Origin of the sequence: Bradyrhizobium sp. DOA9 (assembly GCF_000617845.2) — a bacterium.
Taxonomy (GTDB): Bacteria; Pseudomonadota; Alphaproteobacteria; order Rhizobiales; family Xanthobacteraceae; genus Bradyrhizobium.
This window is the reverse complement of sequence record NZ_DF820425.1, coordinates 551,767-573,619: the sequence shown is the minus strand read 5'-3', so window position 1 is coordinate 573,619 and position 21,853 is coordinate 551,767. Positions and strand designations below refer to the sequence as shown.

At 65.5% G+C, this 21,853-nt stretch carries 26 protein-coding genes and 2 tRNA genes; 23 read left to right on the top strand and 5 right to left on the bottom strand.

Annotation, left to right across the window (positions count from 1 at the left end; genetic code table 11):
• The gene (locus BDOA9_RS02615; RefSeq protein WP_025032396.1) at positions 1-1,296 is read right to left on the bottom strand and encodes an O-acetylhomoserine aminocarboxypropyltransferase; all 1,296 of its coding nucleotides are present in this window, start codon (positions 1,294-1,296) and stop codon (positions 1-3) included.
• A gap of 267 nt (positions 1,297-1,563) precedes the next feature.
• The gene (locus tag BDOA9_RS02610) at positions 1,564-2,364 is read right to left on the bottom strand and encodes an IclR family transcriptional regulator (RefSeq protein ID WP_025032395.1); all 801 of its coding nucleotides are present in this window, start codon (positions 2,362-2,364) and stop codon (positions 1,564-1,566) included.
• A gap of 132 nt (positions 2,365-2,496) precedes the next feature.
• On the opposite strand from BDOA9_RS02610, the gene BDOA9_RS02605 reads away from it, so the two are divergent.
• Genes BDOA9_RS02605 through BDOA9_RS02580 form a run of 6 tightly spaced genes read left to right on the top strand, consistent with a single transcriptional unit; the run spans position 2,497 to position 7,112 of the window.
• Complete coding sequence (locus BDOA9_RS02605; protein ID WP_025032394.1) at positions 2,497-3,462, top strand: Bug family tripartite tricarboxylate transporter substrate binding protein; 966 nt, start codon at positions 2,497-2,499, stop codon at positions 3,460-3,462.
• Between the two features lie 3 nt (positions 3,463-3,465).
• On the top strand, positions 3,466-4,083 hold the full coding sequence (locus BDOA9_RS02600) for a flavin reductase family protein (protein ID WP_025032393.1): 618 nt from the start codon (positions 3,466-3,468) through the stop codon (positions 4,081-4,083).
• 52 nt (positions 4,084-4,135) lie between these two features.
• Positions 4,136-4,996 carry a fumarylacetoacetate hydrolase family protein gene (locus BDOA9_RS02595; protein ID WP_025032392.1) on the top strand — a complete coding sequence of 287 codons (861 nt, stop codon included), beginning with the start codon at positions 4,136-4,138 and terminating at the stop codon, positions 4,994-4,996.
• A 3-nt stretch (positions 4,997-4,999) separates the two neighbouring features.
• Positions 5,000-5,803 carry a 2-oxo-hept-4-ene-1,7-dioate hydratase gene (gene hpaH / locus BDOA9_RS02590; protein WP_025032391.1) on the top strand — a complete coding sequence of 268 codons (804 nt, stop codon included), beginning with the start codon at positions 5,000-5,002 and terminating at the stop codon, positions 5,801-5,803.
• 24 nt (positions 5,804-5,827) lie between these two features.
• Positions 5,828-6,223 (top strand): RidA family protein, encoded by a 396-nt coding sequence (locus BDOA9_RS02585; RefSeq protein ID WP_025032390.1) that lies wholly within the window; start codon positions 5,828-5,830, stop codon positions 6,221-6,223.
• A 13-nt stretch (positions 6,224-6,236) separates the two neighbouring features.
• Positions 6,237-7,112: an amidohydrolase family protein gene (locus BDOA9_RS02580; protein WP_025032389.1), complete on the top strand. Its 876-nt coding sequence runs from the start codon at positions 6,237-6,239 to the stop codon at positions 7,110-7,112.
• A 155-nt stretch (positions 7,113-7,267) separates the two neighbouring features.
• Here the strand turns inward: BDOA9_RS02580 and BDOA9_RS02575 are convergent, their stop codons facing one another.
• Positions 7,268-8,275 (bottom strand): LLM class flavin-dependent oxidoreductase, encoded by a 1,008-nt coding sequence (locus tag BDOA9_RS02575; RefSeq protein ID WP_025032388.1) that lies wholly within the window; start codon positions 8,273-8,275, stop codon positions 7,268-7,270.
• A gap of 257 nt (positions 8,276-8,532) precedes the next feature.
• Here BDOA9_RS02575 and BDOA9_RS38720 point away from each other — a divergent pair, with 257 nt between their 5' ends.
• From BDOA9_RS38720 to BDOA9_RS02560, 4 genes are all read left to right on the top strand, one after another.
• On the top strand, positions 8,533-8,709 hold the full coding sequence (locus tag BDOA9_RS38720; protein ID WP_192859540.1) for a hypothetical protein: 177 nt from the start codon (positions 8,533-8,535) through the stop codon (positions 8,707-8,709).
• Positions 8,710-8,850: 141 nt separating this feature from the next.
• Positions 8,851-9,354 (top strand): twin-arginine translocation pathway signal, encoded by a 504-nt coding sequence (locus BDOA9_RS02570; protein ID WP_025032387.1) that lies wholly within the window; start codon positions 8,851-8,853, stop codon positions 9,352-9,354.
• A gap of 24 nt (positions 9,355-9,378) precedes the next feature.
• On the top strand, positions 9,379-10,017 hold the full coding sequence (locus BDOA9_RS02565; RefSeq protein WP_025032386.1) for a ferric reductase-like transmembrane domain-containing protein: 639 nt from the start codon (positions 9,379-9,381) through the stop codon (positions 10,015-10,017).
• 47 nt (positions 10,018-10,064) lie between these two features.
• Positions 10,065-10,541 (top strand): Crp/Fnr family transcriptional regulator, encoded by a 477-nt coding sequence (locus BDOA9_RS02560; protein WP_025032385.1) that lies wholly within the window; start codon positions 10,065-10,067, stop codon positions 10,539-10,541.
• Positions 10,542-11,669: 1,128 nt separating this feature from the next.
• Here the strand turns inward: BDOA9_RS02560 and BDOA9_RS02550 are convergent.
• A complete protein-coding gene (locus BDOA9_RS02550; protein WP_025032383.1) occupies positions 11,670-12,020 on the bottom strand; it encodes a RidA family protein in 351 nt (116 codons plus the stop codon).
• Positions 12,021-12,083: 63 nt separating this feature from the next.
• Positions 12,084-12,158: transfer RNA gene (locus tag BDOA9_RS02545), tRNA-Thr, on the bottom strand.
• A gap of 316 nt (positions 12,159-12,474) precedes the next feature.
• Between BDOA9_RS02545 and BDOA9_RS02540 the strand changes: the two genes are divergently transcribed.
• The 13 genes from BDOA9_RS02540 to BDOA9_RS02480 all read left to right on the top strand — a co-directional run bounded on the left by BDOA9_RS02540 (position 12,475) and on the right by BDOA9_RS02480 (position 21,853).
• Entirely contained in the window at positions 12,475-12,663 is a 189-nt protein-coding gene (locus BDOA9_RS02540; RefSeq protein ID WP_025032382.1) for a hypothetical protein, read from the top strand.
• Positions 12,664-12,702: 39 nt separating this feature from the next.
• Complete coding sequence (locus BDOA9_RS02535) at positions 12,703-14,409, top strand: FAD-dependent oxidoreductase (RefSeq protein ID WP_042335435.1); 1,707 nt, start codon at positions 12,703-12,705, stop codon at positions 14,407-14,409.
• Between the two features lie 125 nt (positions 14,410-14,534).
• Positions 14,535-14,843, top strand: coding sequence for an EthD family reductase (locus tag BDOA9_RS02530; protein ID WP_025032380.1), 309 nt, complete (start codon positions 14,535-14,537; stop codon positions 14,841-14,843).
• Positions 14,844-15,047: 204 nt separating this feature from the next.
• Positions 15,048-15,557, top strand: coding sequence for a hypothetical protein (locus BDOA9_RS02525; RefSeq protein WP_025032379.1), 510 nt, complete (start codon positions 15,048-15,050; stop codon positions 15,555-15,557).
• A 147-nt stretch (positions 15,558-15,704) separates the two neighbouring features.
• Positions 15,705-16,529, top strand: coding sequence for an alpha/beta fold hydrolase (locus BDOA9_RS02520; RefSeq protein WP_025032378.1), 825 nt, complete (start codon positions 15,705-15,707; stop codon positions 16,527-16,529).
• A gap of 123 nt (positions 16,530-16,652) precedes the next feature.
• Positions 16,653-17,096 carry a DUF2948 family protein gene (locus BDOA9_RS02515; protein WP_025032377.1) on the top strand — a complete coding sequence of 148 codons (444 nt, stop codon included), beginning with the start codon at positions 16,653-16,655 and terminating at the stop codon, positions 17,094-17,096.
• Between the two features lie 147 nt (positions 17,097-17,243).
• Positions 17,244-18,539, top strand: a complete 1,296-nt coding sequence (hisD, locus tag BDOA9_RS02510) for a histidinol dehydrogenase (RefSeq protein WP_025032376.1) — start codon at positions 17,244-17,246, stop codon at positions 18,537-18,539.
• The gene (locus tag BDOA9_RS02505; RefSeq protein ID WP_025032375.1) at positions 18,536-19,033 is read left to right on the top strand and encodes a UPF0262 family protein; all 498 of its coding nucleotides are present in this window, start codon (positions 18,536-18,538) and stop codon (positions 19,031-19,033) included. The genes hisD and BDOA9_RS02505 overlap by 4 nt, the downstream gene beginning before the upstream one ends.
• Before the next feature lie 71 nt (positions 19,034-19,104).
• A complete protein-coding gene (locus BDOA9_RS02500) occupies positions 19,105-19,572 on the top strand; it encodes an arsenate-mycothiol transferase ArsC (protein ID WP_025032374.1) in 468 nt (155 codons plus the stop codon).
• 154 nt (positions 19,573-19,726) lie between these two features.
• The gene (locus tag BDOA9_RS02495; protein WP_025032373.1) at positions 19,727-20,356 is read left to right on the top strand and encodes a Maf-like protein; all 630 of its coding nucleotides are present in this window, start codon (positions 19,727-19,729) and stop codon (positions 20,354-20,356) included.
• 176 nt (positions 20,357-20,532) lie between these two features.
• Entirely contained in the window at positions 20,533-20,715 is a 183-nt protein-coding gene (gene yacG / locus BDOA9_RS02490) for a DNA gyrase inhibitor YacG (RefSeq protein WP_025032372.1), read from the top strand.
• 186 nt (positions 20,716-20,901) lie between these two features.
• Positions 20,902-20,977, top strand: a tRNA-Phe gene (locus BDOA9_RS02485).
• Between the two features lie 243 nt (positions 20,978-21,220).
• Positions 21,221-21,853, top strand: coding sequence for a DUF1326 domain-containing protein (locus BDOA9_RS02480; protein ID WP_025032371.1), 633 nt, complete (start codon positions 21,221-21,223; stop codon positions 21,851-21,853).

Here is a 21,853-nt window from a genome sequence, read left to right as displayed (position 1 = left end):
TCAGGCCTTTTGCGAGATGCGCAGCGCTTGGTTGAGGTCGTCGATGATGTCCGAGGCGGTCTCGATACCGACCGAGAGCCGCACCAGCTCCTCGCCGATGCCGGCAGCCTTGAGCTGCTCGGCATCCATCTGCTGATGCGTGGTCGAGGCGGGATGGATCACCAGCGTCTTGGCGTCGCCGACATTGGCGAGGTGGCTGATCATGCGCAAGCTTTCGATGAATTTGCGCCCGGCAGGCCGCCCGCCCTTGATGCCGAAGGAGACGATCGAGCCGGCACCGCGCGGCAGCAGCTGCTTCGCCAGCTGATGGTCCGCATGGTCTTCGAGCGAGGGATGCAGCACCCAGTCCACCGCCTTGTTGGACTTCAGCGCCTCCAGCACGGATAGCGTGTTCTGCATATGCCGGTCCATGCGCACGCCGAGCGTCTCGACGCCCTGCAGCAGCTGGAACGCATTGGTGGGCGACAGGCAGGCGCCGAAATCGCGCAAGCCTTCCGTACGCGCCCGCATGATGAAAGCGGCCGTGCCGAACTGCTCGTCGAAGACGATGCCGTGATAGCCGCCATAGGGCTCGGTCAGCACGGCGAATTTGCCGGATGCACGCCAGTCGAAGCGGCCGCCGTCGACGATGGCGCCGCCGATCGCGATGCCGTGGCCGCCGATCCATTTGGTCGCCGAATGCATGACGATGTCGGCACCCAGCTCGATCGGGCGGCTGAGATAGGGCGTGGCGAAGGTGTTGTCGATCAGAAGCGGAATCTTGGCCGCATGCGCAATCGCCGCGACCTTGGGAATGTCGAGCACCTCGAGCCCGGGATTGCCGATGGTCTCGCCGATCACGAGTTTTGTGTTCGGCTTGATGGCGCCACGAAACGCGTCGTGATCGCGTGGTTTCACAAAGGTCGTGGTGATGCCGAAGCGCGGCAGCGTGTGCGCCAGCAAATTGATGGTGCCGCCGTAGAGCGAGCTCGACGCCACGATGTGGTCGCCGGCGCTCAGCAGCGTCGCGATGGCGAGGTGCAGCGCGGCCTGGCCGCTCGCGGTGCAGATCGCGCCGACGCCGCCTTCGAGCGCAGCAAGCCGTTCCTCCAGCACGCCGGTGGTCGGATTGGAGATGCGCGTATAGATGTGGCCGGCGCGCTCCAGGTTGAACAATGCCGCGGCGTGGTCGGAATCCTGGAACACGTAGGACGTGGTCTGGTAGATCGGCACCGCCCGGGCGCCGGTCGTGGGATCCGGATGCTGGCCCGCATGCAGGCTCAGGGTCTCGAAAGCAGGCGGTTTCGGCGCGGGCATGCGTGGCCTCGTTGGTCGGTCGGCGATGGCGCGTTGTGCCACAAAACCGTGTGCCAAGTCAGCCCATTGACAGCGCCGCAGTGACGGTGCGCTCCCTCCCCCGCTTGCGGGGGAGGGTTGGGGAGAGGGTGTCTCCGCGTTGGGGGTGTTGAGAACTTGCCGAGTATGCCCCTGCGTGGAGAGAGCCCTCACCCGCCGCGCTCTGCGAGCGCGTCGGCCTCTCCCGCAAGCAAGCGGGAGAGGCGAAGAACCGGCACCGTCCGTGCCTTAGCCCCCGATCGCCTGCTCGATCGTCCGCGCCTCCCGCAGCAGGATCTCCGCCACCTCCTGCTCCCGCCTTGGCCCCAGCCGCGTGCGAACGGCGGACACCGTCATCGCCGCAGCCGGCTGGCCGTCCGGCGTCTTGATCCAGGTCGAGATCGATTTCGTTCCCTGCACCAGGCCGATCTCCCTCATGCCGTATCCGAGCCGCCTGGCGGCGGTGACCTCGCCGAGCACGGTCGCGACGTCGGTCCGGTAGGCTTCGAACCGCTTCTCGTTCGCCGCGACGATCTTGCGCGCCTCCGGCGCCGGCATCGCGGCGAGAATGGCAACGCCGGCGCTGGAGACGCCGAGCGGCCGCCGCGCGCCGACCTCGATCGACAGCACCTGGATCGGATAGACGCCGATCCGGCGGTCGACGCACAGCGTGTCGTTGCCGGTGCGCACCGTCAGGAACAGCGTGTCGCCGATCTCGGCGGACGCGCGCTGCAGCGACGGAGTTGCGGCGACCAGGAGCCGCGAGGGCCGGGGACGCGCCAGCGCCAGCTCCGGCACCTGGTTGCCGATCGCGTAGCGGCCGGTGCGCTGGTGCCGCTCGACGATGCCCTCCTCGATCAGCGCGTGGACGATGCGGTGCACGGTCGGGCGGGTGAGGCCGGTGGCGCGCACCACCTCGACCAATGGCACACCGTCCTCGCGCCCTGCGGCGAGGATGCGCAGCACCGCGAGCGCGCGCCGGATCGCCTGCGCGCCCTGTCGCGGTTCCACGGCGCTGCGGGCGAGTTTCGTTGCGCGTCTCTTGTCCATATTATGGACAAGAACGCCACAATTCCCTCGACAGGGCAAGCGCGCATCTGGAGATTGCGCTCCGATCGGGATGTCCTGCACGAAAGTCATCGGCGCCCGATATGGAATTGGAAGCGCCGCCGGGAGGTTAACATGAGATTAATCTGGATTGCCATAGCTGCCGCCACTGCGATGTTGGCAGGGCCCGCCTCCGGCCAGCAATGGCCGGCGCGCAACGTCAAGCTGATCGTGCCTTATCCCGCCGGCGGCAATGTCGACAGCGCCGCGCGCATCGTCGCCGACAAGCTCCAGGAAAAGCTCGGCCAGCCCTTCGTCATCGAGAACAAGGCCGGCGCCGGCGGCATGATCGCGGGCGAAGCCTTCGCGAAATCGGCGCCCGACGGCTACACGCTGTTCGTCGGCGCCAACGGCCCGGTGCTGTTCGCGACCGAGATCAACAAGCGCGACGCCTATAACTGGAAGAAGGATTTTCTTCCGATCTCGACGATCTCGATGACGCCGCTGGTGCTCGAGGTTCATCCGTCGGTGCAGGCAACCACGCTCAAGGAGTTTCTCGATCTCGCCAAGCGCGAGCCCGGCAAGCTGACAATGGCCTCGCCAGGTCCCGGCACCACCAACCATCTGCTCAGCGAGCTGATGCAGTCCAGCCTCGGGCTGCAATGGGTCACGGCGCATTACCGCGGCAACGCGCCGGCCATCAACGATCTCCTGGGCGGACAGGTGCAGTTCGCGTTCGACCAGCTCACGGTCAGCCTCCAGCACATCAAGGCCGGCCTGTTCCGCGCGCTCGCCGTCACCTCACCGCACCGGCTGAAGTCGCTGCCTGACGTGCCGACCTTCGCCGAGCTCGGCTACAAGGATCTCGACGGCCAGACCTTCACCGGCCTGTTCGCGCCCGCCGGCACGCCCGCGCCGATCGTCGAGAAGCTGCACGAGACGCTGGTCGCGATCCTGAAAGACCCTGCCGTGATCGACAAGTTCGAAAAGCTCGGCGGCGAAGCCACGCCGATGACACCGGGCGAGTTCAAGGCCTATCTCGAGCGCGAGGACGCCAAGTGGATTCCGGTGGTGCGCAAGGCCAATATCAGGGCGGATTGATCGATGCGGATCGATCCGACCGAGCTCGGCGCCGAGCGCATCTACCGGCTGATGACCGGCATCGTGGTGCCGCGTCCGATCGCCTGGGTGACCAGCCTGTCAGCCACGGGCGTGCTCAACCTCGCCCCGTTCAGCGCCTTCACCTTCGTCTCGCAGAAGCCGCCGATGCTCGCCATCAGCGTCGGCCGCAAGGGTGCCGACTACAAGGACACCGCGCACAACATCCTCGACACCGAGGAATATGTGATCCACATCGCGGATATGCCGCTGATGAACGCCGTGCACGACAGCTCGGTCGAGCATCCGCCTGAAATCAGCGAGGTCGAGCATCTCGGCCTGGAGACCCTCGCCAGCGAGCGCATCAAGGTGCCGCGGCTCGCCGCCGCCCCGGTGGCGATGGAGTGCCGGTTCCGGCAGTGCCTCGAATTCGGCGACGCCAAGAGCCGGCTCATCGTCGGCGAGGTCGTGCTGTTCCATTTGCGCGACGGTCTCGTCAACGACGGCAAGGTCGAGACCAAAGCGCTCGACCCGATCGCGCGCATCGGCGGCCCGCGCTACGCCCGCCTCGGCGAGATCGTGACGCTGGGCAGCGTGTTCCAGACTCCCAAGTCGAAGGACTGAGCGCGCGGGCCTCATCGCCGGCCGCCGCTTCAAGATCATCGGAGGACATACAATGCGACTGCTGAGCTATCTCGTGGACGGCGAGGCGCGCTATGGCGCGGCCGTGGACGGCGGCGTGGTCGATCTGACCAGGCGCATCGGCCGCGACTATTCGGACGTGAAGGCGCTGATCGCGGGCAACGCGCTCGCCGAAGCGCAGGAGGCCGTCGCGGGTCAGAAGCCGGATCATGCGCTGGACCAGCTCGTCCTGCTGCCGCCGGTGCTGACGCCGGAGAAGCTGTGGTGCATCGGTGTCAACTACGCCGAGCGCAACGCGGAATATAAAGATAATTCCGACCTGCCCAAATATCCCAGCCTGTTCGTGCGCAGCATGTCCTCGATGACGGGCGCCGGTCAGACGATCGAGAAGCCCAAAGTCTCCGACCAGCTCGACTATGAAGGCGAGCTCGTCATCGTGATCGGGCAGGGCGGCCGCCACATCCCACGCGAACAGGCCTGGTCGCACATCTTCGGCATGACCTTGTGCAACGAAGGCACGATTCGCGACTGGCTGCGTCACGGCAAGTTCAACGTCACGCAGGGCAAGAATTTCGATCGCTCCGGCAGCATCGGTCCCTGGATCGTGACGTCGGACGAGCTCGACCCGCGCGGCCCGCACGACATCGTCACGCGCGTCAACGGCGAGGTCCGGCAGCAGGACTCGACTGAGCGGCTGATGTTCCCGTTCGACTTCCTGATCTCCTATCTCTCGACCTTCGCCACCCTCAAGCCCGGCGACATGATCGTCACGGGCACGCCGACCGGCGCGGGTGCGCGCTTCGATCCGCCGCGCTGGCTCAGGAGCGGCGACGTCGTCGAGGTCGAGTCCAGTCGCATCGGCGTGCTGCGCAACATTGTCGCTGCGGAGGGCTAGTTCATGCTGGACACTGCCACGATAGAGCGCCTCGCCGCGCGGCTCGATGAAGCAGAGCGCACCAAATCGCTGATCCCGATGTTCACGAAAGAGTATCCCGATTTCAGCATCGAGGATGCCTACGCGGTCCAGCGCGCCTGGACGAAACTCCAGCTCGGCCGCGGCCGCATCATCAAGGGCCACAAGATCGGCCTGACCTCGAAGGCGATGCAGAATGCGGTCGGCATCAACGAGCCCGATTACGGCGTGCTGTTCGCCGACATGTTCTACGCCGACGCGACGCCTGTTCCGTTCGACCGCTTTCACGCGCCGCGCATCGAGGTCGAGCTCGCCTTCGTGCTGAAGGCGCCGCTACGCGGGCCCGACTGCACCATCTTCGACGTGCTCAACGCCACCGACTACGTGACGCCTGCGCTGGAGATCCTGGAGACGCGCATGCATCGCGTCGATCCGGAGACCGGCAAGACGCGAAAGGTGATGGACACGATCTCGGACAACGCGGCCAATGCCGCGCTGGTGCTCGGCGGCCGGCCGATCCGCCCGATGGATGCGGACCTGCGCTGGATCGGCGCATTGCTGTTCCGCAACGGCGAGGTCGAGGAGACCGGCCTTGCCGCCGGCGTGCTCAATCACCCCGCCAACGGCATTGCCTGGCTCGCCAACCGCCTCGCGCCGCATGACGAGCAGCTCAAAGCCGGCGAAGTCGTTCTGGCGGGATCGTTCACGCGTCCGGTCGACATCCGCCGCGGCGACACGTTCCATGCCGACTACGGCGCTTTCGGCTCGGTGTCGTGCCAGTTCGTCTGAAGCAATAATAAAAGGGAGCGCAACATGAGTGGTCAAACGCGGCGCAAGAGCATTCACATCGGCGGCTTCAAGCACGTCAACCCGATTCCGAACGCCTGCCGTATCGGCAATCTCGTGATGTCCGGCGTCATCCTCGGCCGCGATCCCGCGACCAATGCGATGCCGGAGAGTCTCGAGGCCCAATGCGCCAACATGTTCGCGCATATGAAGGCGACGGTGGAGGCCGCCGGTGGCACCACAGATGACATCATCAAGATGACCGTGTGGCTGAAGGACCGCGGCAACCGCGGCCCCGTCAACGTCGAATGGCTGAAGATGTTTCCGGACGAGCATTCGCGCCCGGCGCGCCACGCGCTGCCGATGGACAACATGGATGGCGGCGCGCTGGTGCAGTGCGACTTCACCGCCGTGATCGACTAAAGGAGTTTCGCGCATGCCCACCTATCTGCCGTTCGACCCCAACCCGCGCCGCCCGGTCAAGGCGCCGCCGCCGAAGACCATCGACAGCCAGTTCCACGTGCTGGGGCCGATCGAGAAATATCCGGAGCGTCCCGGCGCGGCCTATCGGATGCCGACCGCGACCTGGGAAGCGGCGCTGCGCATGCACAAGCAGCTCGGAATCGAGCGCGGCATCATCGTGCAGACCACGACCTACGGCGCCGACCATTCCGTCGTGCTCGACGGGCTCGCAGCGATGGGACCGAACTATCGCGGCTGCGCCAACGCACTGGTGTTCGCGGAAGCGAGCGACTCCTATCTCGCCAAGCTGCACGATGCCGGCGTGCGCGGCGCGCGCTTCAGCTTCCGCCAGGAGCTCGGCGCCGTGCTGTCGGACGCCGATTTCGCCCGCGCCATTGCCCGCATCCGCGAGCTCGGCTGGTACGCCAAGATCCAGCCGGAGAAGGACGGCATCGTCTCCAGCGTCGCCAAGTACGAGAATCTCGACGTCCCCGTGCTGATCGACCACATGGCGCGGCCTGACCCCGAGGCCGGCAAGAACGATCCGAACCTGCGCAAGATGCTGGAGCTGCTGGACAAGGGCAATTTCTGGGTGATGCTCTCGCTCGGCGAGAAGACCTCGAAGGCCGGTCCGCCTTACGACGACGTCATCCCGATCGCGCGCGCCTATATCGAAGCCGCGCCCGACCGCTGCGTCTGGGCCAGCGACTGGCCGCATCCGGTCTCGGTGAAGCAGCCGCCGAACGATGCCGATCTGCTCGAGCTGATGTACCGCTACGCGCCCGACCAGGCGGAGCTTGAGAAGATTCTGGTGCACAATCCGGCCAAGCTGTTCGGCTTTCCGGATTAGGACGAACTCCCTCGGCCGTCATTGCGAGGAGCTCTTGCGACGAAGCAATCCAAAGTTTTGCTGCGGTGGCAGTCTGGATTGCTTCGCGGAGCCTGTCATCGGGCCGCGCTTCGCGCGGACCCGTTGGCTCGCAATGACGGCGTGGTAGCGGCGCCTCACACCACCGGTTGCTTCGCCAGCCTCTCCCGCACCTCTGCCGCGATCTCGAACGAGCGCAGGCGCGCGGCATGGTCGTAGATCTGCCCCGTCGTCATCAATTCGTCCGCGCCGGTCTCGCGGATCAGCGCGTTTAGCCTCTCTTCCACCACATCGGGCGAGCCGACGGCCGAACACGACAGCGACTGCTCGACCATGGCCTTCTCCGCCGGCGACCACAGCGCGTCCATGTCGTCTACCGGCGGCGGCAGCGGCCCTGGCGTACCCCGGCGCAAATTGATGAATTGCTGCTGCAGCGATGAGAACATCCGCTGCGCCTCTTCATCACTGTCGGCCGCGAACACGTTGACGCCGATCATCGCGTAGGGTTTGTCGAGCTGCGCCGAGGGCTCGAAGCGCGCGCGATATTCGCGCAGCGCCGGCATCATCATCTGCGGCGCGAAATGCGAGGCGAAGGCGAACGGCAGTCCCAGCATTGCGGCAAGCTGCGCGCCAAACGTGCTCGATCCCAGGATCCAGAGCGGCACCTTGGTCCCCATGCCGGGTACGGCGCGGATCGCCTGGTTCGGCTGCACGTCGCCGAGCAGCGCCTGCAGTTCCAGCACGTCCTGGGGAAAGTTCTCGGACGTGGTGGCGAGGTCGCGCCGCAATGCCCTTGCGGTGAACTGGTCGGTGCCCGGCGCCCGGCCGAGCCCGAGATCGATCCGCCCGGGATAAAGCGATTCCAGCGTGCCGAACTGCTCGGCGATGACCAGCGGCGAATGGTTCGGCAGCATGATCCCGCCGGAGCCGACGCGGATCGTCTTGGTGCCTCCCGCGACATGTCCGATCACCACCGACGTCGCGGCGCTGGCGATGCCCGTCATGTTGTGATGCTCGGCCAGCCAGAACCGCTTGAAGCCCCACCTTTCCGCATGCTGGGCCAGATCGAGCGAATTGCGAAACGCCTGCGCCGCGTCGCCGCCCTGGCGGATCGGTGCGAGGTCGAGGACGGAGAAGGGGATCATGCGAGGGGGTCCAGTGAGGGGGCGCAACGCGCCTGGGCCCCATATCTAATACCGTGCGTTCCGAATGTTAGCGTTGCGATCTCGATTGGACACGGGCGCAACGATGCCATTCGGAATTGTCGTGGGTAACCGGCGAACCGCCCAGATGGCGTTTTTGGCGGGCTTTCAGCGCAGGCTTGACTTACGTCAATATTCGGAACCCGGGTTCATTTTCATGTCCAGTATTGGCTGCTTCGATTTCCCCAAGGAGAGATGTCATGGCCGATCCGACCAAGCTCTCGGTTGAGAAAGCGCTCGAAAAGATACGTCAGCGCGACGAGCCGAAATCAGAAAACTCACGCCTTGATGAAAAAACCGACGCTCTCAATGAAGAGATCAAACGCATGAGAGCACAAAGGCTCCGCCTCGAACGACAACAGGGCAAGCGCGGCTGAGCGGTTCTCCGTGGATGCGGCCCACGCGTCCGTTCACAACACCGTTATTGCGACTTATGGCGCCCCTCGCGCCAACTGGGCGTTTTGCACCTGGTATTGTAGCCTGCCGCAGCAGCTGCACGATCGCCAGGAGGAACCGACATGACCATGGTCGCACTCACCCGCCGCAACCTCCTCGCGACCGGCGGCTCCGTCCTCGCAACCGGCCTTCTGGCAACCGGCGCTTCCGGCCTCCTGCTGCCGGCCCGTGCGAGCGGCCTCGCGCCGACCGAGTCGATGTCGGGCGGGGCGAACAATTACCGCAAGGGCGCGGCGATCGTGGAGCGGATCGGCAAGGGCGGCTTCTGGATGAGCGGCACGGTGCGCCGCGCCGGCGACGGGGCTCCGCTGGCCGGGCAACGCATCCAGATCTGGGCGCACACGGTCGAAGGGCGGGAGCACGAGCCGCAGAGCCACGGCGCAACGCTCACCGATAAGGACGGCAAGTTCCGGCTGGAGATGCCGCAGATCATTCCGATCTTCGGCCAGCCGCACGGCCACCTCGCCTATGACAGCGGCGAGTTCAAGACCGTCTTCCTGCGGCCCGTGATGCGGAGCGCCAAGGAGACCAGCCTCGAGGCGCACTTCGTGCTGCAGCCGGCTTGAAGCCGGCTTGAACCCGACTTGCAGATGACGAGATGGAGATCGGCCCGGGCGCCCCTGATATGGATCGCCCTTGCCTTGGCGATCGGGGTGCCGGTCGCGCTTGCTGCAGCCAGCGAGCAGCTGGCATGGCGCGATCCGGTCTACATTATCGCCGGCTTCGCCGGGATCATCGCCCTCGGCCTCGTGCTCGTTCAGCCGCTGCTGATCGGGGGCTACCTGCCGGGCCTGTCGGCCTATCGTGGCAGGCGCGCCCATCACTGGATCGGCGGCGCGCTCGTTCTGGCGATTCTGATCCACGTCGCCGGCCTCTGGATCACCAGCCCACCCGACATGGTCGACGCGCTGACCTTCTCGTCGCCGACGCCGTTCTCTCCCTTCGGCGTGACCGCGATGTGGGCCATCTTCATCGTTGCGCTGCTGGCTCTGCTGCGAAGGCGGTTGGGATTGCGTCCGCGAAGCTGGCGGATCATCCATATTCCCCTCGCCATCGTCATCGTGGCAGGCAGCGTGGTCCATTGCCTGCTGATCGAGGGGACGATGGAGACAATCTCGAAGGCGGCGCTCAGTGCGCTCGTCCTCGCGGCAACGGTGAAGGTCATGATCGACCTGCAGGTATGGCGGAAGCGAAGGACGCCGCGCGGGGAGAGTGCCGCGCAGCAATAAACAGCGCCTTGCTTGCCGCAAATAGCGGTGGGGCGTATCCTCCCGCGATGACCGTCACGGCCCCCGATCTGAAAGCGTTCCTGCTGGCGACGCCGTTCTTCGGCGGGCTTTCTGAGGCAAGCCTCGACCTCTTGATCTCGATGCTGGTCGAGCGTCGCTTCGATGCCGGCGCGACCGTCGTGGCCGAGGGCGAGCCGGGGCGCTCGATGTTCATCGTCAAATCCGGCCGGCTCGCGGTGAGCAAACGGACGCATGCGGACAGCGTCATCCCGATATCCCGTTTGGAGCCTGGCGATTTCTTCGGCGAGATGACGCTGATCGAAATGCAGAACCGCTCCGCCACGGTGGTCGCGGAGGCTCCGACGGTGCTGTACGAGCTGACGGCGCAAAAGCTCTATGCCTGCTACAAGGCCGACATCCACGCCTATGTGATCGTCCTGCAGAACATCAATCGCGAGCTGTGCCGGCGGCTGCGCCGTTCGGACGATCGCTTCGCGGCACTGCAGAAGAATGGCGATCATTGATGGTGCGCGGTGCGCAGGATGGGTAGAGCCCTTGCGAAACCCATCATGTTTCGTCGCTCGAAAGGAGCCGATGGGTTTCGCTTCGCTCAACCCGTCCGACGGGCTACTGAAATCCTCGGCAGATCCTCGCAATCACGACTTGTCGTGTGCGTACTTCTCCAGGACCAGCCGATTATATTCGTCCCTGACGGCTCTTCGGGAAACATGCCCCTTCCGATCCTTGGCGATTTTCAGAAGATCAGGGTCGGTCGGTGCCTTCGATTTCCGCCGAAATCTCGCAAAGAGAGGGGTCGTCGGCTCCGACATCCTTCCAAACAGGCGGTCGAACCATGCCATTGTGTCCTCCCGGACAGGTCGCGAGCGAAAAGACTATCACCATGAAATGAGGGGTCAACGTGCCGTGTGACCGCATCCTTCGAAGCGGCGCACTGCAAGCCGATATCGACCGCAACGCGTCTGACCCGTCGGGCAAAACACCCCAAACCCGGTCAACCCCTCCCGCGAAAATATTCCCATTTACCGAAGTTCGGAATTACGGTATTCATCGCGCATCCCGGCCCGAGGAGAGGGGCGATCGTACGTCGTCACGAACGTGGGTCGGGGTGCGGTGGACGCGGCTGCGTCGGGCACGCGCGGCGGGAGCAGGGCGAGATGAACCTCGTGAGGTCCCGGCCGGTGTGCGGAACGGACGGCGCCAACATCCGGCCAAGCCTCATGGCGGAGCCGGAAGCTGCGTACGGCAAAACCATGTGGTCCTGACCGTCGTTGCTACGGTCAAGCCTTGCGGAGATGCTTTTGGGCTCAACCGGGCCTTGCGGCATCGTCAATTCGCGAGGTGACGGAGGCCAGAGGGAACTCGGCTCCGGGGAGAGCAGGCATAAGCCGTCAAACCACCGCGCAGGGAAGGCCGTGTGTTGGGCTTCACCTGTATGCCGCTGTGCAGTTTTCTGCGTGTGCTTTCGCACAGCGGACCGTGGGTGCCAGCCGGCACCCGGCCTTCCCTGCGCCCTCTTCACAGAAGAGGGTCGAGGAAACAGCAAAACTCGGGCGCTTGGCGTCGCGAGAGCAAGGCTTCATGTGCGAACCTAGGAAAGATCGGGCTTGCTCGCCTCGCCCGTGGCGCGAGGATCAGCGGCGGGCGGCGATCGCCGTCAGCTCCAGATTGACGCCGGGGCCGAGATCCGCAACGCCGATCGCGGCACGCGCCGGCAGATGCTCCGCGGTGAAATAGCGCTTCCACACCTGGTTGAACGCGGCCTTCTCAGTGAGGTCGGCCATGAAGATCGTCACCTGCAGAACGCAGGACAGATCGGCGCCGGCTCCCTCGAGCAGGGTCTTCAACTGGCGCAGCACGTCGTCAGCCTGGCCCGCCATGTCGAGCCCCGTATCCTCGGGAACGATGCCGCCGAGATAGAGCACGCCATCATGCTCGACGATCTCGTGGAGCAGTCCGTCATAGGGCAGGGAACGTGTGATCACGATCGCATCCGTAGCTGTTGCGGGCGCGCTGCCGGGTGGAAGGCTCGCGTCGGTGAGGAGAGCTGGTGCTGCCAGACAGGATTGAACTGTCGACCTCTCCATTACCAATGGAGTGCTCTACCACTGAGCTACGGCAGCATGTGCTGGGACAAGAATCGGCCGCCCGAGGGGCCTACCAAGCGGGCCGATATCTGCCACAAGCCCCCCTCCTGTGCAAGCTTGCTAGCTCCGACAAAACGAGAAAATCGGGTCGATATCAGCGCCAAAATGCCCGTTTTCGCCCGAAACGACCGACTTCGCGCCGATTCAGGGCCTGATATCCCTGCCCAACTGGTCAGTTGGCCTGGGGCCCGGACTCGATCCATCTCGCGTTTCGCACGGGTCGTATTGCGTTGCCTCTTGAGCTGCCACACTTCGATGGCATCCTACTGCCGGTTGCTGTGATGGAGCCGCGATGGCTGACGAGACTGACGAGAGCGCGAGGCAGGCGAGGGCGTCCCGGGACGACCGGCTGAAATCGGCGCTGCGCGAAAACCTGAAGCGGCGGAAGGTGCAGGCGCGCGAACGCGCCGCAATCACCGACCCCTCGCAGAATGACGATGGTTCCCTAAATGAGGGGGCCGCCGGCAAGACATCTCGTTGAACGCCGACGGCTGGAAAATTTGGAGTGCATGCAGTGGCCATGGGGCAGGATGACACACAACGAACCGACCGTGATGTGCGGCTGATGCCGTTCACCCGCCCCGAGCAGACCTTTCCGGCGCTGACGCCTGCCGAGATCGAACGGATCAGGCACTTCGGCGAAATCCGCACCTATGCCGACGGCGAATTGCTGTTCGAGACCGGCAAGCCCGGGCCCGGCATGTTCGTCGTGCTGAAGGGCCATGTCGCCATCAGCCAGCGCGACGGCCTTGGTCACGTCGTCCCGGTGATCGATCAGGGGCCGGGGCAATTCCTCGCCGAGCTCAGCCAGCTCTCGGGACAGCCGGCGCTGGTCGACGGCCGCGCCGAGGGCGAGGTCGAAACGCTGCTGCTGCCGCCGGACCGGCTGCGGGCGCTGTTGGTCGCCGAGGCCGACCTCGGCGAGCGCATCATGCGGGCGCTGATCCTGCGCCGGGTCAATCTGATCCAGGGCGGCGTCGGCGGTCCCGTGCTGATCGGACCGTCGAACTCCGTCGGCCTGGTGCGGCTGCAGGGCTTTCTCACCCGCAACGGCCAGCCACATCATCTGCTCGATCCCGAGCGTGACACTGACGCCGCCGAATTGATCGCGCGCTATTCGCCGAAGGCGGAAGACTGGCCGCTGGTCGTCACGGCCGATGGCGCGGTGCTGCGCAACCCAAGCGAGACCGCGCTTGCGCGTGCCATCGGCATGATCGGCGGCGCCAAGGGCGATCGCATCTACGACGTCGCCGTCGTCGGCTGCGGGCCGGCGGGGCTCGCCACGGCCGTCTATGCCGCGTCCGAGGGGCTGTCGGTCGCCGTGCTCGACACCCGCGCCTTCGGCGGCCAGGCCGGGGCCAGCGCGCGCATCGAGAATTATCTGGGCTTTCCGACCGGCATTTCAGGCCAGGCCTTGACCGCGCGTGCCTTCACCCAGGCGCAGAAGTTCGGTGCCGACATCATGATTCCCGTCACCGTGAAGTCGCTCGACTGCGCGCGCAAGGACGGCGCGTTCTCGGTGGCGCTGGAGGGGTCGGATCCCCTGCGCTCGCGCGCGGTCGTGGTCGCGAGCGGCGCGCGCTATCGCCGCCCCGACATCGCGAACCTCGACAAGTTCGAGGGCCGCGGCGTCTGGTACTGGGCATCGCCCGTGGAGGCGCGGCTCTGCGCCGGCGAGGAGGTGGCTCTGGTCGGCGCCGGCAATTCGGCAGGGCAAGCCGCCGTGTTCCTGTCGGGTCACGCGAAGAAAGTGCTGATGATCATCCGCGGCGGCGGCTTGGGCGCCAGCATGTCGCGGTATCTCATCGAGCGCATCGAAGCGACCCCGAACATCGAACTGATGTTCAACACCGAGATCACCGCGCTGGAAGGCGACGAAGCCTCGCTGCTGCGGCGCATCCGCTGGAAGAGCCGGCTATCGGATGACGAGGATTCCGCCGACATCCGCAATCTCTTCCTGTTCGTCGGCGCCGATCCCGCTACGTCATGGCTCGACGGCTGCGGCGTGACGCTCGATCGCGGCGGCTTCGTCGTCACAGGCGCGCAGTCCGAGCAGAACCAGGGCAAGCTGGTGGCGCCGCTCGAGACCTCAGTGCCCGGCGTCTACGCCGTCGGCGACGTCCGCTCCGGCTCGGTCAAGCGCGTCGGCGGCGCCATCGGCGAGGGCGCGCAGGTCGTGGCATCCCTGCACGGCTATCTCGGCGACGCCGCAAAACCGGCGCTTTAGACAAGGGGATGGCAAGGGAATGGCAAGCCGAATCCGGCTTGCCATCTTGCCGACAACTACAGACTATCCCCTCGTCGCGAGGCCAATCGCGCGCGGAAAAAACAAGGATTCAACGGGAGGACCAAATGGCTGAAATCGTCGTGCTCTACAAGACGCCCAAGGATGCTGCCGCATTCGACAAGTACTATGCCGAGACCCACATCCCGCTCGCCAAGAAACTCCCCGGCCTGAAGAACTACGCCGTCAGCAAGGGACCGGTGGCGTCTCCCGCGGGCCCTTCCGGAATCCATCTCGTCGCCATTCTCACCTTCGACAGCGTGGCCGACGTTCAGGCCGCCTTCGCCAGCCCGGAAGGCCAGGCGACCGGCGCCGACGTGCCGAAATTCGCCAGCGGCGGCGCCGACATCCTGATCTTCGACACCAAGGACGTGTGAGAGATCGATTCAACTTTCGTTGAATCCCGCAAGCTCCCAACTGCCGCCGTTTGTGACGGTGCTGCAAAAAGTCCAGCCATGCGTTTGTCGATTTCGCACGACGACGCATGGCTGTGCGCATGCATGTGACGACAACGCAGGTGGTAATCCGATGAGGATCGTAATACTACTCTCATCACCTCAACGGAGAGTAGGAGAGATGTCATGATCCTTGGGTTGAGTCTGCCCGCCCTCACGCTGATCCATGTCATCATCAGCCTGATTGCCATCGTCGCCGGGCTCGTCGTCATGTTCGGCCTGCTCGGCTCGAAGCCGATGCCCGCCCTGACTGCGATCTTCCTGCTGTTCACCATCCTCACCAGCGCCACCGGCTTCCTGTTTCCGTTCAAGGAGCTGCTGCCCTCGCATATCATCGGCATCATCTCGCTGGTGCTGCTCGCGATCGCCTGCCTTGCGCTCTATGGCATGAAGCTCGCCGGCGTCTGGCGCCCGGTCTACATCGTGACCGCGATGATCTCGCTCTATTTCAATGTCTTCGTGCTGGTGATCCAGTCGTTCCTGAAGGTGCCCGCGCTTGCCGCGCTCGCGCCCGCCGTGCCGCCGGCGCCGCCATCGGGTCCGGTGTTCGCCGTGGTGCAGGGCATCGTGCTGATGTTTTTCGTCGTGCTCACCATCGGCGCCTGGCGCCGCTACAAGCCCCTGGCGTTTGCCTGATCGCAGCATCTCGTCTTTCCGGGGCGATGCGAAGCATCGAACTCTGGTGCGCAATCGCGCACCTGAGAATCTCGCGCAACAATCTCTGGATTCCGGATCCACGCTTCGCGTGGTCCGAATGACCTGAAACTATAAGGAGCCCCCACCATGCCCACCATCACCACCAAAGACGGCGTCGAGATCTTCTACAAGGATTGGGGATCGGGCCAGCCGATCGTGTTCAGCCATGGCTGGCCGTTGTCGTCGGACGATTGGGACGCGCAGATGATGTATTTCGTCACGCGCGGCTATCGCGTCGTCGCGCATGACCGCCGCGGCCACGGTCGCTCGGCGCAGGTCGCCGACGGCCACGACATGGATCATTATGCCGACGATCTCGCCGCGCTCACCGCGCATCTCGACCTCAAGAACGCCCTCCATGTCGGCCATTCCACCGGCGGCGGCGAGGTCGTGCACTACATCGCCCGTCACGGCGAGAGCCGCGTCGCGAAGGCCGCGATCCTCTCGGCAGTGCCGCCGCTGATGGTGCAGACGCCAGCCAATCCTGGCGGCCTGCCGAAAAGCGTGTTCGACGATTTCCAGACCCAGCTCGCCGCCGGCCGCTCGGCGTTCTACCGCGACATCGCCGCCGGCCCGTTCTACGGCTACAACCGCCCCGGCGCGAAGCCGCTGGAAGCGGTGATCGCGAACTGGTGGCGCCAGGGCATGATGGGCGGCGCGAAGGCGCATTACGACGGCATCGTCGCGTTCTCGCAGACCGATTTCACCGAGGATCTGAAGAAGATCAACGTCCCGGTTCTGGTGATGCACGGCGACGACGACCAGATCGTGCCGTACGCGGACTCGGCGCCGCTCTCGGCCAAGCTGCTGAAGAAAGGCATCCTGAAGACCTACAAGGGATTCCCCCACGGCATGCCGACCACGCATGCCGAGACCATCAACGCGGATCTGCTGGCGTTCTTCAGGGAGTGAGGCTTCCCCCTTGTTGTGGGAAAGGCTGGCTCGCCGCGTAGCGGCGAGCCAGCCGAGGGCTTAACTTGAGTGGAAATTTCGGGGCTCGCGCGCGTTGAGCCCCGTCCACTCCAGGAGAGGCGCATGTCGCTCCAGCTCAAACTGATCGCGCTCGACGCCGACGATCTCGCCGTGATCTCGACCCACGTCCAGGACGCCCGCGTCCAGGCGTCCGACATCATCTGGCGACAGAGCGAGAAAAGGCTTGTGGTCGGAATGAGCCGGCTCGACTGGGAGCAGACATTGGAGGGCGAGACCGAGCCGCGCCGGCTGGTCGCCGCGCTTCGCTTCGACCGCGTGCTCGCCTGCAAGTCGCGCAACATCGACCTCGCCGCCCCGGACAAGGTCCTGGACCTCGTCGGCATTGAATTTCACCCCCAGGACGGCCGCGCCGCGGAGCCCGGCGGCAGCGCCCTGCTTTTGTTCGCCCAAGGGGGCGCCATCCGCCTGGACGTCGAGTGCCTGGAATGCGAGCTGACCGACCTCGGGGCCGATACGCTGGGAACGGGAGTCGCGGGGGAGGGGTGACGCGGCCGGTATGCCAGGCGGAATGGGCTCTGGCCCTGGCCGGAACGGCAATTGGCGAGGGTTGACGCAGCTTCCCCGCCGCGCCATTGAGCAGGGGACCTGGTGCGCCGACCCGCCCCTCAAGACCAGCCGGAAGCCAAGCGAAACATGCCCGTTCGCCTCGACCGCAGCAGCGCCGATTTCGACCAGCGATTCGCCGCCTTCCTCGCCGCCAAGCGCGAGGCGTCGGCCGACGTCGAGGCCGCCGCGCGCGCGATCGTCGACGACGTGGCCAGGCGCGGCGATGCCGCCCTGCTCGAGGCCACGGCCAAGTTCGACCGCTTGAGGCTGGATGCATCCTCCTTGCGCGTCTCCGCCCCTGAGATCGAGGCCGCCGTGAAGGCCTGCGAGCCTATGACGCTGGATGCGCTCGAGCTCGCACGCGACCGCATCGAGACCTATCACCGCCGCCAGCTGCCGAAGGACGAGCGCTTCACCGATCCGCTCGGCGTCGAGCTCGGCTGGCGCTACACCGCGATCGAATCCGCCGGCCTCTACGTCCCCGGCGGCACGGCGGCCTATCCGTCGTCGGTGCTGATGAACGCCGTGCCGGCCAAAGTCGCCGGCGTGTCGCGCCTCGTGATGGTGGTGCCCTCGCCGGACGGCAAGCTCAATCCGCTGGTCCTGGCGGCCGCCCATCTCGGCGGCGTCACCGAGATCTACCGTGTCGGCGGCGCGCAGGCCGTCGCCGCGCTCGCGCATGGCACCGCGACCATCGCGCCGGTCGCCAAGATCGTCGGCCCGGGCAATGCCTATGTCGCCGCCGCCAAGCGGCTGGTGTTCGGCAAGGTCGGCATCGACATGATCGCCGGCCCGTCGGAGGTGCTCGTCATCGCCGACGACACCGGTAACGCCGACTGGATCGCCGCCGACCTCTTGGCGCAGGCCGAGCACGATGCCAGCGCGCAGTCGATCCTGATCACGGACTCGGCGCGCCTTGCCGCCGATGTCGAGAAGGCGGTCGAAGCGCAGCTGAAGACGCTGCCGCGCGCCGCGATCGCCAGCAGCTCCTGGGCCGATTTCGGCGCCGTCATCATGGTGAAGAACCTGGGCGAGGCCATCCCGCTCGCGGACGCCATTGCGGCCGAGCATCTCGAGATCATGACCGCCGATCCCGACGCGCTCGCCGCGAAGATCCGCAATGCCGGCGCGGTGTTCCTCGGGCCGCACACGCCTGAAGCGATCGGCGATTATGTCGGCGGCTCCAACCACGTGCTGCCGACGGCGCGCTCGGCGCGATTCTCCTCGGGCCTGTCGGTGCACGATTTCATGAAGCGTACCTCGATCCTGAAATGCGGACCGGATCAATTGCGTGCGCTGGGTCCGGCCGCGATGACGCTCGGCAAGGCGGAGGGGCTGGACGCCCATTCGCGCTCGATTGGATTGCGCCTCAACCAGTCATGACAAAGCCGCCCGCACAGGACGACTCGACCAATCGCATCGTCGGCGTCACGCTCGACGAGGAATCGATCGGCCGTTCCGGGCCCGACATCGAGCACGAGCGGGCGATCGCGATCTACGACCTGATCGAGCAGAACCTGTTCGCGCCCGAGGGGGCGGACGGCAAGGGCCCGTTCACGCTGCATATCGGCATCACCGGCAACCGGCTGATGTTCGACATCCGCCGCGAGGACGGCACGCCCGTGGTCGCGCATCTGTTGTCGCTGACGCCGTTCCGGCGGATCGTGAAAGACTATTTCATGATCTGCGACAGCTATTACCAGGCGATCCGCACCGCGACCCCCGACAAGATCGAGGCCATCGACATGGGCCGCCGCGGCATCCACGACGAGGGATCGCGCACGCTGCAGGAGCGGCTGAAGGGCAAGGTGCGGGTCGACTTCGAGACCTCGCGCCGGCTGTTCACGCTCATCACAGTCCTGCACTGGAAGGGTTAGGGCATGGCCCGGAAAAGTGTGCAGCGGTTTTCCGACAAGGCCATGCCCTCAATCAAAAGAGGCTGAGCGCGATGGCGGGTCCGCCACGCGCACGCGATCCGCAATCGGTGCTGTTCGCCTGTGCGCTGAACAGCGTGCGCTCGCCGATGGCCGAGAGCCTGTTGCAGCACATGTTTCCGCAAGGCCTCTACGTCAAATCGGCCGGGGCCAGGAAGGGCGAGCTCGATCCCTTCGCCGTCGCCGTGATGGGCGAGCTCGGCCAGGACATCTCGGCTCACAAGCCGCAGACCTTCGAGGAGCTGGAGGATTGGGAGGGGCTGAATTTCGATCTCATCATCACGCTCTCGCCCGAGGCGCATCACAAGGCGCTGGAGCTGACGCGCACGCTCGCCGCCGAGGTCGAATACTGGCCGACGCAGGATCCCACCACCATCGAAGGCAGCCGCGACCAGAAGCTCGCTGCCTATCGGGAGGTCTGCGATCAGCTCCTGATGCGCATCCGCCGGCGCTTCGCCAAGGTCGGCGCGGCGAGCGGGTAGCATCGGCTGGCCGTAACACCCGCGTCACAGAGAGCAGGCACAGCCGTGGTGGATACATCGAATCGCCAAACTCCGGTTCCCGGGTTGTGAAACCGGTCCCCTTCCGATAGGTTCCGCGCGCAATTCACCCCTGCCTCATCCCCCAAATTACCCGATGCTCGGCCGCCCCAAATTCGTACTTGCCTCCGGTTCGCCGCGTCGGCTGTCGCTGCTCAACCAGGCCGGCATCGAGCCGGATGCGCTCCGGCCGGCCGACGTCGACGAAACGCCTAGGCGGGGCGAGCTGCCGCGCGCCTGCGCCAACCGGCTGGCCAGGGCCAAGGCCGACGCCGCGCTGAAGTCGGTGCAGCTCGACGACGAGCTGCGCGGCGCCTTCATCCTCGCCGCCGACACGGTGGTGGCGGTCGGCCGCCGCATCCTGCCCAAGGCCAATCTGGTCGACGAGGCCGCGCAGTGCCTGCGTCTCCTCTCCGGCCGCAACCACCGCGTCTACACCGCGATCTGCCTGGTCACGCCGCGCGAGGCGTTCCGCCAGCGTCTGGTCGAGACCCGCGTGCGCTTCAAGCGCCTCTCCGAGGACGACATCCAGGCCTATATCGGCTCCGGCGAATGGCGCGGCAAAGCCGGCGGCTACGCTGTGCAGGGCATCGCCGGATCCTTCGTGGTCAAGATGGTGGGGTCCTATACCAACGTGGTCGGCCTGCCGCTCTACGAGACCACGACACTGCTCGGCGGCGAGGGCTTTCCGATCCGCTTCGGCTGGCTCAATACCACGGCCGTGTGAGCCCAAGTGAGCCCAAGTGAGCCCAACGGCCTTGCCGGCAAAAACCTCGAAAACAACCCCATGCACAGTAGAATGGGGGCGCCGGGTCCGCGCCGCGGCGCAGGTGCGGCTGCACCGGGAACCCGTTTCCCGGCAGGCTCTTGAACCTCGTCACCCCCTGTAAGCTGCCGACATCCATGGACGACCAGGTCACCAAGCCCACCGGCCCGCTCAGAACCTGCCCGATCTGCGGCAAGCCGCAGACGCAGGCCACCCGTCCGTTCTGCTCCTCACGCTGCCGCGACGTCGATCTGAACCGCTGGCTGAAGGGCTCCTACGTCATCCCCGGCCGCGACGACGACACCGACGACGTCGAATAATCGAGCTATCTCAATGTACTAAGAGGGTCCCTGAGGCGCCAAGCACCCGCCGCGGCAACCCCGCCCCACCTTGTGCACAGAAGGGCCGCGCCCGGCGCAGCCACTTGGCGAAGCCGGGTGGACAGGCCGCCTCGAGCCCACTATAAACCGCCCGCTCGATGGGCTTTGGCCCCTCTCTTGGAGCACGCCCAGGTAGCTCAGTTGGTAGAGCATGCGACTGAAAATCGCAGTGTCGGTGGTTCGATTCCGCCCCTGGGCACCATGCCCCTGACATCCCCGAGATGTGGCCGCCCCTGAGGCACGACCCTCGTTCGCTATACGGGGCCGGCGGCCGCTGATATGATCCTCGGACGGTAAAACGGCAGCTCGCCACCATACTTTTTTCTGCGATGCCGGCCTTCTGATCGGACCTCGATCCCGCTCGCGCTCTTCGCATTGCTTCGACAAGAACGCTGAACAAATTCGTCAACGGCTGCCGCGTCCCGCTCATATTGGGAGATGTGCCATGGCTGCATCGGACTGGCGTCTCGAAGGCGAATGGATGAAGAACTGCAGCTGCGCGTTCGGCTGCCCCTGCGATTTCAACGCGCGGCCGACCCAAGGCTATTGCAAGGGATTGGTCGCGATGCGGATCGCCAAGGGACATTTCGAAGGGACCAGGCTCGATGGTCTCTGCTTTGCGATCACGGTCGATTTCCCCGGCCCGCTGCATGAGGGCAACGGGACAATCCAGCCCATCATCGACGAACGCGCCACGGCAGAGCAGCGACAGGCGTTGTTCGAGATATTTTCCGGCAAGAATTCCGCCGAAGGCACGCTGTTCCACATCGTCAGCATGATCGTCACCAAGATCCACGATCCAGTGTTCGTGCCGTTCGAGTTCTCCTTCGACAAGGACGGCCGCGTCGCAAGACTCGTCGCCAGGGGCGTGCTCGAGACCGATGTCGAGCCGATCAAGAATCCGGTGACCGGTGATCCGCACCGCATCCAGGTGGTCATGCCCGAGGGATTCGAACATCGGGCGGCCGAGGTCGCATCCGCCAACATCCGCTCGACCGGCGCGATCCCGTTCGAGACCCGCGCTACGCACAGCTCGCTCGCCAATGTCGTGCAGACTCCCAAGGGCGTTGCGGCATGA

Coding starts and splice junctions, on each gene's coding strand:
- BDOA9_RS02530 (WP_025032380.1), top strand. CDS start 14,535: ATGGCTGAAATCGTCGTGCTCTACAAGACGCCCAAGGATGCTGCCGCA.
- BDOA9_RS02610 (WP_025032395.1), bottom strand. CDS start 2,364: ATGGACAAGAGACGCGCAACGAAACTCGCCCGCAGCGCCGTGGAACCG.
- yacG (WP_025032372.1), top strand. CDS start 20,533: ATGGACGACCAGGTCACCAAGCCCACCGGCCCGCTCAGAACCTGCCCG.
- BDOA9_RS02600 (WP_025032393.1), top strand. CDS start 3,466: ATGCGGATCGATCCGACCGAGCTCGGCGCCGAGCGCATCTACCGGCTG.
- BDOA9_RS02595 (WP_025032392.1), top strand. CDS start 4,136: ATGCGACTGCTGAGCTATCTCGTGGACGGCGAGGCGCGCTATGGCGCG.
- BDOA9_RS02585 (WP_025032390.1), top strand. CDS start 5,828: ATGAGTGGTCAAACGCGGCGCAAGAGCATTCACATCGGCGGCTTCAAG.
- BDOA9_RS02580 (WP_025032389.1), top strand. CDS start 6,237: ATGCCCACCTATCTGCCGTTCGACCCCAACCCGCGCCGCCCGGTCAAG.
- BDOA9_RS02605 (WP_025032394.1), top strand. CDS start 2,497: ATGAGATTAATCTGGATTGCCATAGCTGCCGCCACTGCGATGTTGGCA.
- BDOA9_RS02570 (WP_025032387.1), top strand. CDS start 8,851: ATGACCATGGTCGCACTCACCCGCCGCAACCTCCTCGCGACCGGCGGC.
- hisD (WP_025032376.1), top strand. CDS start 17,244: ATGCCCGTTCGCCTCGACCGCAGCAGCGCCGATTTCGACCAGCGATTC.
- BDOA9_RS02525 (WP_025032379.1), top strand. CDS start 15,048: ATGATCCTTGGGTTGAGTCTGCCCGCCCTCACGCTGATCCATGTCATC.
- BDOA9_RS02535 (WP_042335435.1), top strand. CDS start 12,703: ATGGGGCAGGATGACACACAACGAACCGACCGTGATGTGCGGCTGATG.
- BDOA9_RS02480 (WP_025032371.1), top strand. CDS start 21,221: ATGGCTGCATCGGACTGGCGTCTCGAAGGCGAATGGATGAAGAACTGC.
- BDOA9_RS02565 (WP_025032386.1), top strand. CDS start 9,379: ATGACGAGATGGAGATCGGCCCGGGCGCCCCTGATATGGATCGCCCTT.
- BDOA9_RS02520 (WP_025032378.1), top strand. CDS start 15,705: ATGCCCACCATCACCACCAAAGACGGCGTCGAGATCTTCTACAAGGAT.
- hpaH (WP_025032391.1), top strand. CDS start 5,000: ATGCTGGACACTGCCACGATAGAGCGCCTCGCCGCGCGGCTCGATGAA.
- BDOA9_RS38720 (WP_192859540.1), top strand. CDS start 8,533: ATGGCCGATCCGACCAAGCTCTCGGTTGAGAAAGCGCTCGAAAAGATA.
- BDOA9_RS02575 (WP_025032388.1), bottom strand. CDS start 8,275: ATGATCCCCTTCTCCGTCCTCGACCTCGCACCGATCCGCCAGGGCGGC.
- BDOA9_RS02495 (WP_025032373.1), top strand. CDS start 19,727: ATGCTCGGCCGCCCCAAATTCGTACTTGCCTCCGGTTCGCCGCGTCGG.
- BDOA9_RS02515 (WP_025032377.1), top strand. CDS start 16,653: ATGTCGCTCCAGCTCAAACTGATCGCGCTCGACGCCGACGATCTCGCC.
- BDOA9_RS02540 (WP_025032382.1), top strand. CDS start 12,475: ATGGCTGACGAGACTGACGAGAGCGCGAGGCAGGCGAGGGCGTCCCGG.
- BDOA9_RS02615 (WP_025032396.1), bottom strand. CDS start 1,296: ATGCCCGCGCCGAAACCGCCTGCTTTCGAGACCCTGAGCCTGCATGCG.
- BDOA9_RS02560 (WP_025032385.1), top strand. CDS start 10,065: ATGACCGTCACGGCCCCCGATCTGAAAGCGTTCCTGCTGGCGACGCCG.
- BDOA9_RS02505 (WP_025032375.1), top strand. CDS start 18,536: ATGACAAAGCCGCCCGCACAGGACGACTCGACCAATCGCATCGTCGGC.
- BDOA9_RS02500 (WP_025032374.1), top strand. CDS start 19,105: ATGGCGGGTCCGCCACGCGCACGCGATCCGCAATCGGTGCTGTTCGCC.